This window comes from Marichromatium bheemlicum (assembly GCF_012276755.1).
Classification (GTDB): Bacteria; Pseudomonadota; Gammaproteobacteria; order Chromatiales; family Chromatiaceae; genus Marichromatium; species Marichromatium bheemlicum.
The window spans coordinates 1-13463 of the sequence record NZ_JAAXKX010000021.1; the positions used below are offsets into that span (position 1 = coordinate 1).

At 70.0% G+C, this 13463-nt stretch carries 8 protein-coding genes; 5 read left to right on the top strand and 3 right to left on the bottom strand.

Annotated features, from left to right (window positions below):
- Together HF203_RS12945 and ccoS are read left to right on the top strand one after the other, a co-directional pair.
- A partial coding sequence (locus HF203_RS12945) for a heavy metal translocating P-type ATPase (protein ID WP_168670371.1) occupies positions 1-1411 on the top strand: 1411 nt, incomplete at its 5' end.
- Positions 1412-1428: 17 nt separating this feature from the next.
- Positions 1429-1653 carry a cbb3-type cytochrome oxidase assembly protein CcoS gene (ccoS, locus tag HF203_RS12950; protein ID WP_168670373.1) on the top strand — a complete coding sequence of 75 codons (225 nt, stop codon included), beginning with the start codon at positions 1429-1431 and terminating at the stop codon, positions 1651-1653.
- On the opposite strand, the gene amt is transcribed toward ccoS, so the two are convergent.
- From amt to HF203_RS12965, 3 genes are all read right to left on the bottom strand, one after another.
- Complete coding sequence (amt, locus tag HF203_RS12955; RefSeq protein WP_168670375.1) at positions 1643-3901, bottom strand: ammonium transporter; 2259 nt, start codon at positions 3899-3901, stop codon at positions 1643-1645. The two genes, ccoS and amt, sit on opposite strands and share 11 nt — an antisense overlap.
- Positions 3902-4103: 202 nt before the next feature.
- Complete coding sequence (locus HF203_RS12960) at positions 4104-5030, bottom strand: GIDE domain-containing protein (protein ID WP_168670377.1); 927 nt, start codon at positions 5028-5030, stop codon at positions 4104-4106.
- Positions 5031-5040: 10 nt separating this feature from the next.
- Positions 5041-5610 (bottom strand): LemA family protein, encoded by a 570-nt coding sequence (locus HF203_RS12965; protein WP_168670379.1) that lies wholly within the window; start codon positions 5608-5610, stop codon positions 5041-5043.
- Positions 5611-5845: 235 nt separating this feature from the next.
- Between HF203_RS12965 and HF203_RS12970 the strand changes: the two genes are divergently transcribed.
- The 3 genes from HF203_RS12970 (at position 5846) to rapA (ending at position 13457) form a co-directional block, all read left to right on the top strand.
- Positions 5846-6850 (top strand): efflux RND transporter periplasmic adaptor subunit, encoded by a 1005-nt coding sequence (locus tag HF203_RS12970; RefSeq protein ID WP_168670381.1) that lies wholly within the window; start codon positions 5846-5848, stop codon positions 6848-6850.
- 7 nt (positions 6851-6857) lie between these two features.
- Entirely contained in the window at positions 6858-10361 is a 3504-nt protein-coding gene (locus HF203_RS12975; RefSeq protein ID WP_168670383.1) for an efflux RND transporter permease subunit, read from the top strand.
- A gap of 312 nt (positions 10362-10673) precedes the next feature.
- A complete protein-coding gene (rapA, locus tag HF203_RS12980) occupies positions 10674-13457 on the top strand; it encodes an RNA polymerase-associated protein RapA (RefSeq protein ID WP_168670385.1) in 2784 nt (927 codons plus the stop codon).
- The last annotated feature ends 6 nt before the right edge of the window (positions 13458-13463 follow it).

The window sequence follows — 13463 nt, forward strand, 5'->3', positions numbered from 1 at the left end:
GGGGGCCGCGTTGCCTTGCCCCCGGGGCGGGGCCCCCGGGGCCCCCAGGGCCCGGGGCGCGACGGTCGCCGCCGGCACCCTCAACGGCGCCGGCGCGCTGCGGCTGCGCGTCGGCGGGGTGCTCGCCGAAACCGCGCTGGGGCGGATCATCGCCCTGGTCGAGTCGGCGCAGAGCTCGCGCGCACCGATCCAGCGTCTCGCCGACCGGGTGGTGCCCTGGTTCGTCGCCGCCACCCTGGGGCTGGCGCTCGTCACCTTCATGATCTGGGTGCGTCACGACCTCGAATCGGCGCTGATGGCGGCGACCGCGGTGCTGATCGTCACCTGTCCCTGCGCCTTCGGGCTGGCCACGCCGATGGCCGTGGCGGTGGCCTCGGGGCGGGGCGCGGCGCGCGGCATCCTGATCAAGCACGGCGCGGTGCTCGAACGGCTCTCGGCGATCCGTCACCTGGTCTTCGACAAGACCGGCACCCTCACCGAGGGTCGGGCGCGGGTGGTGGCGCTGCGTGCCCCCGATGAGGACTGGCGCGCACCCGAGACCGGGCTGAGCGAGGCGCAGCGCGCGGCCCTGGCCGCGCTCGGTGCGCTCGAGCAGCACTCCGAGCACCCGCTGGCGCGCGCCGTGGTGGCCTGTTGCGCGGCGCTCGGCGTGGCGCACGGCGGGCTGCCGGTCACGGGGTTCGTCGCGCTGCCCGGTCGCGGGGTACGGGGGCGGGTGGCAGGGCGGGAGGTGCTCGCCGGCAGCGCCGAGTGGCTGGCCGGGGCGGGTGTAGCGCTGCCCGAGGGTGAGCCCGGCGAGGTCTGTTGCGCGATCGACGGCGAACTGGTGCTGGCGCTGCGTATCGAGGACCGGCTGCGCGCCGATGCTGTGCAGGCGTTGGCGCGGTTACGCGCCGCGGGGCTGCGCCTGACCCTGCTCAGCGGCGATCGCGCGGCGCGCGCGCACGCCGTGGCCGAGCGTCTCGGCGGCATGGCGACCATCGCCGAGGTGCTGCCCGAGGACAAGGCGCGGGTGGTCGAGCGGCTGCGCGCCGAGGGCGCGGCGGTGGCCATGGTCGGCGATGGCGTCAACGACGCCCCGGCGCTGGTGGCCGCCGACGTCGGCATCGCCATGGGCAGCGGCACCGATGTCTCGATCGAGTGCGCCGACATCGTGTTGATGACCGGCGAGCTGGAGCGTGTGGTGGAGGCGGTGGTGCTGGCGCGGCGCACCCTGCGTGCGATCCGCCAGAATATCGCCATCTCGATGACCTACAACCTGATCATGGTGCCGCTGGCGATGGCCGGCATCATCACCCCGCTGATCGCCGCGGTGTCGATGCCGCTCAGTTCGCTGGCGGTGATCGCCAACTCCGCGCGCATCCGCCCCGGTCTCGACGAGCAGCCGGGGCCGGGGCGCGCGCCTCGCTGATACGCGGAGACCGACCGATGGACGTCATCTATGCACTGATCCCCGGCATGCTGGTGCTCGGCCTAGCTGCGGTCGCGGTGCTCTTCTGGGCCGCGCGCAACGGCCAGTTCGACGACCTCGATGGCGACGGGCGGCGCATCCTCATGGACGAGGACGAGATCGACCCGCGCCGCCTCCCCGACGCCGACCCCGACGAGGAGTCGCCGCCGGGGCGCGACCCGGACGACCGTCTCAGGTACTGAAGCCGGCGACCTGGGTGTTGAGGGTGCCGACCTGGGTGCGTAGCCCGGTGGCGCTCTCGGCGATCAGCGCGCTGCCCTGGTTGCTCTCCTCGGAGACGTCGTGGATCGCGCGGATGCGGGTGTCGACCTGCTCGGAGAGCGCGTGCTGCTGCTCGACCGCCTCGACGATCTCGCGGTTGACCGCGCTGATCTCGGCCACCGCCTCGACGATCTCACCGAGCGCATGCATCGTCGCCGCCGCCTGCTCGGCGCTCTGGTTGGCCTCGGCCATGCCGCGTCTGAGCGTCTCGGCGGTGCGCTGGCTCTCGCTCTGCAACTGCTCGATGCGCTCGCGGATGTCGTCGGTGGCCAGCCGCGTCTTGGTGGCGAGCTGACGGATCTCGCCCGAGACCACGGCGAAGCCACGCCCGTGCTCGCCGGCGCGCGCCGCCTCGATCGCGGCGTTGAGCGCGAGCAGATTGGTTTGATCGGCGATCTCGCGGATCAGGTCGACCACCTCGCCGATCGACTGGCTCTGCGCCGAGAGCGATCCGGCCTGCTCCGAGGCGCCGTCGAGCTGGCCGGCGAGCTGACTGACCAGGGTGTTGAGCCGGCCGATCTGGCCGCTGCCGTGTTCCACCCGCTGCTCGGCGCTGTGTCCCGAGGCTAGCCCGCGCTGGGCGCTCGCCAGGGTGTGTCCGGCGTGGCCAAGCATCTGCTCGACGAAGCGTCGTGCCTCCTCGGCGTCCTGGCGCTGACGCCGCGCGCCGTCGCGGGTCTGGTGGGCGAGGGCGGCGAGCTGGTCGCTGTCGAGCTGGACCCGACCGGCGACCTCGGTCATCACCCGGATGCTCTCCTGGAAGCGCTCGAGCATGCGGTTGAAGGCGCGCGCCGTCTCGCCGGCCTCGGTGGCGTTCTCCACCGGCGCGCGCAACCGCAGGTCGCCGCTCTCGACGATCTGTTGCATGGTGCGCATGGTGTCGAGCCAGACCGTGCGGGCGCCGTGCTCGACGACGTTGAGCCCCTCGTCCTCCTCCTCCGGGCTGACCCGCAGGTCGTGGAACAGCCGCAGTCCGAGGAACACCACCAGGCCGCTGCCGAAGGCCCAGACGAACACCGCCGCCACCCCGATCAATTGCACCCCGAACTGGCTGAGGTGGCCGCCGGTGGCGAGCTGGTCGGCGGGGGCGAAGAAGGCGAGCGCCAGCGTCCCCCAGACCCCGCCGAAGCCGTGCGCGGCGATCGCCCCGACCGGGTCGTCGAGGTGCGCGAGATGGAGCAGCGCCGATTCGATGCCATAGACCAGCAGACCGCCGATCGCACCGATCCACAGCGCGTTGCCCGGCTCGACGAAGGCGCAGCCGGCGGTGATCGAGACCAGCCCGGCGAGGGTGCCGTTGAGCACCCGCTCGACCGGGACCTGCCCCTGGTTGAGGGTGAGCGCGAGCAGCAGGCTGGCGAGCCCGCCGGCGCACGCCGAGAGTACGGTGTTGAGGATGATCTTGGGGACCGAGGCATCGGCGGCCAGGGCGCTGCCGCCGTTGAAGCCGAACCAGCCGAACCAGAGGATAAAGATGCCGAGGGTGGCCAGCAGCAGGTTGTGACCGGGGATGGGCTGCGGCTCGCCGCGCGCATCGAAGCGCCCGCGGCGCGCGCCGAGCACGATCACCCCGGCGAGCGCCACCCAGCCGCCGACCGAGTGCACCACGGTGGATCCGGCGAAGTCCATGAAGCCCATCGCCTCGAGCCAGCCGGGGGTGGTGTCGGCGAAGGCGCTGCCCCAGGCCCAGTGTCCCGAGACCGGATAGATCAGCAGGCTGATCATCGCCGAGATGATCAGATAGGCGTTGAACTTCATCCGCTCGGCCACGGCGCCGGCGACGATGGTCGCGGCGGTGCCGACGAAGGTCGCCTGGAAGAGGAAGAAGGCGTAGTCGCCGGGCGCGTCGAGCAACGCGCCGTTGAAGCCGTGCAGCCCGATCCAGCCGTTCTGGCTGGTGCCGAACATCAGCGCGAAGCCGATCAGCCAGAACAGGATCACCGCCACGAGGAAGTCGCTGATGTTCTTGATCGCGACGTTGTAGCTGTTTTTGGCGCGCACCAGGCCGGACTCGAGCGCGGTGAATCCGGCCTGCATCAAAAAGACCAGTCCGGCGGCGACCAGCACCCAGATGAGATCGAGTCGTGCACCGACGTCGAGCACTGTGGCGGGTGAGGCGAACACATTGGTGCAGAGAACAAGGGTAGAGAGCAGAAGGGCTGTGCGCATATCTGGGTCCATCAGGGGTCAGGGGCCGACGATCCTGGTGCAGATCGGCCGACAGGACATGTCGATGTGCCGGTTGTTCAGCACGTGGCGTGCCAGGCTGGTGCGCGGGGCTGTTGCTCACTGTGGTGGCGGGCATCGGCCGTGCAAGCGTGGCCTGCCCCGTCCGGATGGGCGGTCGGTGTGGCGGTCGTGGCGTCGTCGATCAGACGCCGTGTCGGAGCAGCGCGGCCAGGGCGCTGGCGAACGTGAGTGCGCCGCTGAGGATGGCGCCGAGCACGGTGCGCCGGCGTAACTGACCGATCAGGGTGGGTTCGTCGCCGCTGGCGATCAGGGGCCGTAGTCGGGGGGCGGGGCCGCGTCCCACACGCGCCAGCGCCGGGGTCGCGGCGAGCTGGCGTTCGGCGTGTTCGGCAAGGCGCGCGGCCTGGGCACGTGCCCGCTCCCACTCGTCGAGATCGATCTCGCCGTCGCCGTTGCGATCGATCGCGCGCATCCGCTCGGGATCGCGTTTCCAGCGGCTCAACAGGGCGCGGGTGAGGCGATCGCGCGCCTCGGGACCGCGTCGCGGGGTCTCGAGGTGACCGAGGACATAGAGTAGGTCGTGGTGCTCGATGCGCTCCTCGCGCATCCGCCAGCGCCGTGCGCCGCCGAGCAGTTGCTGCCAGGCGCTCGGTGAGGTGCCGGGCGGGGCGCCGCGGTGCGGGCCGTACCAGACTCGTGTGCGATGACAACGTATCCGGGCGCCGCGTGGGTCGACCAGACACTGTCCGGTGCCGTCATCGAGCAGGAAGGGGGCCTCGGAGCTGTCTGCCTCGACCTTGACCCAGCGCTGCTGACGACCGCTGTTGCGGCGCTCCTCGATACGGTAGCGATACCACAGACAGGGGGCCCCGGTGAGCGGTGCTAGCAGGGGCGCCTGGTGGGGCGCGGCCAGTCCCTGCAGCTCGACCTGTCCCTGGGCGGCGGAGCGGATTCGCGCCGTCGGGGTGTCGGTGACCCGGCGCAGGTCGTGATAGCGGCCGAGGGTCCAGCGTAGCGCGAACAGCGCCGCGGCGGTGACCATCGCCCAGCCGATCCAGAACTGCTCGGCGGGGGCCTGCGTCAGGGCATCGGCGAGCGTCTCGAGCATGGTCGCCGGCTCAGCCGAACAAGGCGTCGAGATCGACGTCGGCGCGCGCCTCGCTGAATTCGAGGAGGTCGGCCGGGGTGAAGCCGAGTCGGCGCGCGATCAGCAGGTCGGGGAACTGGGCGATGCGGACGTTGAGCAGGTTGACGCTGTCGTTGTAGAGCTCGCGGCGATCGGCGATGGTGTCCTCGAGCTGGCTGATCCGTGCCCCGAGGTCGCGGAAGGCGCGGTCGGCCTGCAGCTCGGGATAGGACTCGGCGAGCGCCAGCAGCTGGCCGAGCCCGGCGCGCAGGCTGGTCTCGGCGGTACCGAGCTGGCGCAGGTCACCGCGCTCGCGGGCGGCGAACACCGCTCCGCGCGCCTCGACCACGCGCTCCAGGGTCTCCTGTTCGTAACGCATGTACTGACGACAGACGCTGACCAGCTTGGGCAGCTCGTCGTGGCGCTGCTTGAGTGCGATATCGATGTTCGACCAATTTTTGGCCACCTGGTGCTTGAGCCGTACCAGGGCGTTGTAGACGGCGACCGCATAGACGGCGAGCAGTGCCAGGGCGACCAACAGGATGAGAAGCGTCGGGCTCATGACTGTACCTCGTGTGATGACGCCGGTGGTGGGCGTGCGCGTCCGGCATGTGCTCGTCGACGTCGGCCAATGCTACACGGCCACCCCGACTCTGTCGCGGAGCGGTCTATGCTTGGGGGACGCGTCTCGGTGAGGGGGGAGGGGCTGTGACCGACGCGTGCCCGAGCCCCTGGGCGAAGCCCTTTGCCGACCATCAAGATAGCGCCGACAGGGTCCCGTCGGACCCAGGGTTGCGATGATGCCGCGATCATTCTTCAACGGGGTCTTGTTGCTGCTACCGGCGCTGGCGGGTGCGGAGGCCGTGCTGTCGGTGACCACGGTCGAGCTGGGCACGGTGCTGGTCCACCCGGTACGCGAGGCGCCGGCCGAGGCTGTGGCGCTCAACGACACCCGGCTCGGTGCCGAGATCAACGGGGTGATCGCCGCGATCGATGTGGCCGTTGGTGATCGGGTCGAGCGCGGTCAGGTCCTCGCCCGGCTCGACTGTACCCCGCACGAGATCAAGGTCGCGCGCGCCCAGGCCGCGCTCGCCGCCGGGCGTGCCACCCTGGAGTTCAGCGAGCTGCAGCTCGACAACGCACGCCGGCTCTCGGCGCGGCGCAGCATCTCGCAGGAGGAACTCGACAAGCGCGAGGCCGACGCGCGCACCCGCAAGGCCGAACTCGACCGGCTCCAGGCCGCGCTCGACGCCGCCGAATACACCGCCTCCAAGTGCACCATCGTCGCACCGCTCAACGCGGTGGTGATCGAACGTATCGCCAGTGTCGGCGATTATGCGGTACCCGGCACCGAGATCCTGCGCCTGCTCGACGACGAGAACATCGAGGTCAGCGCCAAGGTCCAGGAGCAGGATCTCGGTGGCCTGGAGGCCGCCGCCGAGGTGCGTTTCGTCGGTCGGTTGCGTGATCACCCGGTGCGGTTGCGTACCGTGCTACCGCTGCTCGAACGGCGGCTGCGTACCTACGAGGTGAGGCTGCGCTTCGTCGCCGAGCCGGCCCCGCCGGGGGCCGCCGGGCGGTTGCGTTGGCGGGTCGGTGGCGGGCGCATCCCCGCCGATCTGTTGGTGCGCCGTGATGGTGGGTTCGGGGTGTTCGTGCTCGAGGACGGTCGCGCGCGCTTCCAGTCGCTGCCCGAGGCACGCGCGGGGCATCCGGCGGCCACCAGTTTGGCTCCCACCACGCGGTTGATCGTCGACGGGCGCTTCCGGGTCGAGGACGGCGAGGCGGTGAGGGCGGATTGAGACGGCTATGTTCGCGCAGCTGATCCGCAATCACGTCCTCACCAACCTGACCTTCCTGCTGGTGGTGGTGCTCGGCGCTATCGCCTATCTGCAGCTGCCGCGCGAGCAGGACCCGAGCGTCAACTTCAACTGGGTGACGGTGCGGGTGGTGTGGCCCGGGGCCTCGGCCGAGGACGTCGAGACCCGGGTGACCGAGCCGCTGGAGGAGGGCATCGAGCGGGTCGACGACACCAAGTTCGTCAGCAGCAACAGTCGCCAGGGGATCGCCTCTGTGTTGGTGCGTTTCGAGGACATCGGCCCCGCGGCCTTCGACAAGCGCATGGACGACCTCAGGCGCGAGATCCAGAGCCAGCTGCGTGAGCTGCCGGCCGAGGCACGCCAGCCCGAGATCGTCGAGGTCAGTAGCGCCAACGCCTTCCCCACCGCGACCCTGGCGCTGGTGGGGCGCGCCGCCGACGAGCAGCTGCGCCGCTCGGCGGTGCAGGTGCGCAAGGATCTGCAGCGGATGTCCGGGGTCGACCGGGTTGAGACCATCGGCCAGACCGACCCCGAGCTGCAGGTCGACTTCTCCCCCGAGCACCTGGTCGGGCTCGGTGTCTCGCCGGTCGATCTCGCCGATACCGTTACCGCCTATTTTCGCGATCTCGCCGCCGGCAGCATCTCGGTGGGCGATCAGCAGTGGTTCGTGCGCGTGCTCGGCACCAGCGACGACCCACGTTATCTCGAGGACCTGCCGATCGTCACCGCACTGGGTGAGCTGCCGCTGCGCTCGGTGGCCGAGGTCGTGCGCGGTCATGACGAACCTGACGAGCTGGTGCGTTATGGGGGGCGTCCAGCGGTGTTGCTGTCGGTGTTCAAGGCCGACCAGATCAACAACATCGAGCTACTCGCACGCATCCGCGACTACATGGACGGGGCCAACACCGGGTTCGCCACCCTGGGGCTGGAGCTGGTGCTGCTCGAGGACCAGACCCTGGCCACCCAGCACGCGGTGCGGGTGATGGAGCGCAACGCCCTGGTCGGGCTGGCGCTGGTGTTGGTGATGGTGTGGCTGTTCCTTGGCCTGCGGGTGGCGGTGCTCACCAGCATCGGCATCCCCTTCGTGCTCGGTGGGGTGTTCATCCTGCTCGCGCTGTTCGGCCAGACGCTCAACTCGACCACCCTGCTGGCGGTGGTGATCAGCCTGGGGATGCTGGTCGACGATGCGGTGGTGGTGGTCGAGGCGATCTACTACAAGCTACGCGAGGGCTACGAGGGGGTGGCCGCGGCCATCGCCGGGCTGCAGGAGGTGGCGGTGCCGGTGGGCTCGGCGGTGCTCACCACCATCGCCGCCTTCCTGCCGCTGATGCTCATCCCCGGGGTGCTCGGCGACTACATGAAGTTCGTCCCCGCAGTGGTCACCCTAGCGCTGCTGATCAGCCTGGTCGAGGCCTACTGGATGCTGCCGAGTCACATGCTCGAGGCGCGCGTCGACCCGGCTCATCCCGGCAAGGTGCAGCGCGCCCGACTGCGCGCCACCGACTGGCTGCGGCGGCGCTTCGCGCGGGCACTGGTGCGCTTCCTCGGGCTGCGCTGGTGGCTTGCGCCGCTCGGCGTGGTGTTGCTCGGCGGCGCGGTGGCGATGGTCGGCGGCGGGCTGGTGCGGGTCGATTACTTCGCTACCGATCTCTATCGGTTGTTTTACATCAACGTCGAGATGCCGCCCGGCACCAAGGTCGAGAAGACCCTCGCCACCCTCGAGACGATCGAGCAGCGGGTGCGCGCCGAGCTGCGTGAGGGTGAGGCGCGGGCGCTGATCAGCTATGCCGGGCAGCGCTTCACCGAGACCGAGCCGATGTTCGGCGAGGAGAAGGGGCAGGTGTTCGTCAGCCTCGAACCGGCCGCGCCCGGACGGCGCGGGGTCGAGGCGCTGATCTCGGCGGTGCGCGCGGCGGTCGAGGCGGTGCCGGGACCGCTCGAGGTCTCCTTCCTGCGGCGCAAGATCGGGCCGCCGACGCTCAAGGCGATCAACGTCAAGGTGCGTGGCGACGACGTCGCCGAGCTGCGCGCGGCCAGCGCCGAGATCAAGCGCTTCCTCGCCGCCGCCCCGGGGGTGGTCGACATCAGCGACGACGATACTCGCGGGCGCATGGAGCTGGAGGTGCGCCTCGACCCCGATGCCATCGTGCGCGCCGGGCTGAGCCCGGCGGAGGTGGTGCGGATGGTGCGCCTCTATGCCGATGGCGAGGTGGTGGCGAGCATGCAGCACCAGGGTGAGCGGCTCGAGGTGCGGGTGCGCGGCGCGCCGCGCGCGCTGCTCGACACCCGCTCTTTCCTCGATCATCCGGTGGGGCTGCCCGACGGTAGCGAGATCGCCCTCGGCAAGCTGCTGCGGGTCGAGACCCAGCGCACCACCAGCAACATCCGGCACTACGACTTCCGGCGCGCGATCACCGTCGAGGCCGACATCGACAGCGCGCGGACCGACACCGTCAGCGCCAATGCCGCCATCCGTGCCTTCTGGGCCGAGGCGCGCAGCCGTTACCCCGGGGTCGACATCGACCTCACCGGGCAGAACGACGACATCGAGGAGAGCCTCAACGCCATCCTGGTGCTCTTTCTCGTTGGTCTCGGGCTGATCTACCTCATCCTCGGCGCCCAGTTCGTCAGTTACCGCCAACCGTTGCTGGTGCTCGCCACCGTGCCGATGGCCTTCATCGGCGTGGTGGTGGGGCTGTTCGCCAGCGCCAACCCGCTCAGTCTCTATACCCTTTACGGCGTGGTGGCGCTGGCCGGGATCGCGGCCAACGACTGTATCGTGCTGATCAGCACCGCCAACCGCTATCTCGCCCATGGGCTGGGGGTGACGCGCGCCATCGTCGCCGCCGCGCGCCGCCGGGTGGTGCCGATCATCATCACCTCGTTGACCACCATCGCCGGGCTGGTGTCGCTGGCCACCGGGCTCGCCGGCGCGTCACTGATGTGGGGGCCGGTGGCCACCGCGATCGTCTGGGGGTTGGCCTTCTCGACCCTGCTGACGCTGTTCTTCATCCCCGCGCTCTATCTGCTCGTCACCCGGCCAGCGCCCTCGCCGTTGCAGCGTCTGGCGTTGTTGCCGCTGTTGGTCGAGGGCGAGCCCGGGCCCTGGTCGCGGTGGTCGGAGCGGCTCGGTGGTGGGGCCCGGCGCGCGCGCGTCCCGGCCGCGCGCATCCCCGACCTGGAGTGGCGCGAGCGCTATCGCGCCGCAGTCGCTGCGGTCGACGCCGGCGAGCTGGAGCCGGCGATCCGCGAGCTGCAGTGGCTCGCCGACCAGGCCCCGGAGTCGACCCTGTTCGCCTCCGCGCTGGTGCAGGCGCTGTTGCTCTATCTCCACCGCCTGGGTGGCGATGCCGGTTACGTCGAACGTGCCCGGTGTTATCTCGCGCATGCCCGTCGGCTCGACCCCCAGGCCCGTCACCTGCTCGAACTCGAACGCGTGCTGCGTGGCTTCGAGGCACGCGCGCGCGCGGCAGGGAGCGGTGCCAACCGCTAGTCATGGGGAAGGGCGCGTCCGTCACTGGCGGCGGGACGGATCGGCGCAGGGGGGGGCTCAAGTCCCTTTGGATGACGCGGGCGATCGCGGCTGTGTCTTTGCCGGTCGAGTGCAAGACGCTCGTGGATATGTCGCGTCCACGCGTTCGCGTGCCTGGATCCTCTGCCCTCGGAGTCTGTCGTGTCTCTCGCCATCATCGGGGGGGAGGTGCGATGGCTGGTAGCTGGCTGGTTTCTTTGCCTTTTGCCCCTGGGGTTGCCGAGAGCGTCGGTGTAGCATAGCGCGCTTTTCTCCGACGATTTGATATTGAGCATGATGGATGATTTCGTACCCGGCCAGCGCTGGCTGAGTGAGGCCCAGGGGGAGCTGGGTCTGGGCATCGTCTCCACCGTTGACGCACGCTGTGTGCAGATCGCCTTCCCGGCGGTGGGTGAGACGCGACTCTACGCGCGTCAGACCGCGCCCCTGGTCCGGGTCGAACTCACCCCTGGTGAACGGATTCGCGATCGCGCTGGACGTGAGCTGGTGGTGACCGACACCCGTACCCAGGGCGGTCTGATCACCTATGTCTGCGAGGATTGTGAGGGGCTGCGGTGTGAGCTGCCCGAACTCGAACTCGACGATCGCCAGCGTTTCAATCGGCCGCAACAGCGTCTGCTCGCCGGCCGGATCGACAGCGATCGCTGGTTCAGCCTGCGCTACCAGACCTGGTTGCGCGGTCAGCGCGAGGCCGAGAGCGAGGTGTTCGGCCTGCTTGGCGGTCGGGTCGCGCCAGTGCCGCACCAGCTCTATATCGCCGCCGAGGTCGCCGAGCGTGCCGCGCCGCGGGTGCTGCTCGCCGACGAGGTAGGGCTGGGCAAGACCATTGAGGCCGGCCTGATCCTGCACCGCATGCTGCTCACCGGGCGCGCGCGCCGGGTGTTGGTGGTGACCCCCGAACCGCTGCTCAACCAGTGGTTGGTGGAGATGCGCCGACGCTTCAATCTGCGTCTTGCGCTGTTCGATCGCGAACGCTTCGATGCCATCGAGGAGGACAACCCCTTCCACGCCGAGCAGCAGGTGCTCTGCAGCCTCGATCTGATCGCCGGCGAGCCCGATGCCGCGCGTGCGGTGCTCGATGGTCAGTGGGATCTGCTAGTGGTCGACGAGGCCCACCACCTCACCTGGGGCGAGGAGGAGGCAAGCCTCGAGTACGACCTGATCGCCGCGCTCGCCGAGATCACCCCGGCGGTGCTGCTGCTCACCGCCACCCCCGAGCAGCTCGGGCGGGCCGGGCACTTCGCCCGACTGCGTCTGCTCGACCCGGCGCGCTTCCACGACTACGCCAGCTTCCAGGCCGAGGAGGCCGAGTATGCGCCGGTCGCCGAGCTGGCCGCGCGGCTGCTCGACGAGACCCCGCTCGACCCGGACCAGACGGCACTGCTCACCGGGCTGGTCGGTGACATCGAGGGGGTCGACCGCACCACGCTGATCGAGCGTCTGGTCGATCGTCATGGCACCGGGCGGGTGCTGTTCCGCAACACCCGCGCGGCGATCGATGGCTTCCCCGTGCGCGAGCTGATCCCCCACCCCCTGCCCGAGCCTGCGGCCTTCGCCGCGATCCCGGGCACCGGCGCACGGCTCAACCCGGAGCGCGGTTTTGGTCCCGATTGGGAGGCGCACGACCCCAGGGTGGACTGGCTGATCGAGACCCTGCGCGCGCTGCGTCCGGCCAAGGTGCTGCTGATCTGTGCCGATGCTGCGACCGTGCTGACCCTGCGCGAGACCCTGCAGCGACGTGCCGGGATCCATGCCGCGGTGTTCCACGAGGGTATGTCGATCGTCGAGCGCGACCGTGCCGCAGCCTATTTCGCCGCCGCCGACGAGGACGGCACCCAGCTGCTGATGTGTTCGGAGATCGGCAGCGAGGGGCGCAACTTCCAATTCGTCCACCATCTGGTGCTGTTCGATCTGCCGCTCGAGCCCGATCTGCTCGAGCAGCGCATCGGTCGGCTCGATCGTATTGGTCAGCGCGAGACCATCCGCATCCACGTCCCCTATCTCGCCGGTGGTCCGGGCGAGATCCTGTATCGCTGGTATGCCGAGGGACTGGGTGCCTTCGAGCACCCGCGTCCGGCGGCCACCGCGGTGTTCGAGTCGCTCTCCGAGCAGCTGCTCGAGGTCCTGCGCGATCCCGAGGGTCTGCCGACGTTGCTCGATGCCGCGCGCACGCGCAGCACGGCGCTGGAGCAGGACCTGGCCGGCGGTCGTGATCGCCTGCTCGAGCTGCACTCGCACCGTCCCGAGCGCTCGGCCGCGCTGGTCGAGGCGATCGAGGCCGAGGATGCCGGGCGTGACGTGGCCGATTACATCAACCGTTTCTGGGACGCCTTTGGGGTCGAGTACGAGCCCGGTAGCGGTGGTGCGGTGATCGTGCGACCGGGGCAGAAGATGCTCCAAGAGCGCTTCCCCAGGCTCGACGCCGAGGGGCTGACGGCGACCTTCGATCGTGCCGACGCGCTCGCCCACGAGGACCGCGAATTCCTCACCTGGGAGCACCCGATGGTGCGCGAGGCGATGGAGCTGTTGTGCGACTCCGATCTCGGCACCTCGGCGGTGACGCTGATGCGAGACGCGCGCTTCGAGCGCACCACCATGCTGCTCGAGGTGCTCTATGTCGCCGAGTGCGTCGCCCCGCGTGAGCTCGGGGTGGGGCGTTTCCTGCCGCCGACCCCGTTACGTCTGCTGATCGATCCCGAGGGCAATGATCTGGCCGAGGGGTTGGCGCACGAGAGCCTCGGCGGCGAGTGCCTGACCCGCAACATCAAGCTCGCCCGCTCGTTGATCAAATCCCAGGCACCACGCCTGGCGGCGATGCTGCTGCGCGCCGAGACACTGGCGCAGCAGGCGCGTGAGCGGCTCGAGGGTGCGGCGCGGGTGCGTATGCGTGCCGGGCTCGAGGCCGAGCTGGCGCGCCTGAACGCGCTTGCCGCGGTCAATCCCAACGTGCGCGCCGACGAGATCGCGTTGCTTGAGGCCCAGCGCGACCAGCTCGAGCGCTATCTGGGCAAGACCCATCTGCGTCTCGATGCGGTGCGGCTGGTGGTGGTCGCCTGATCGCCG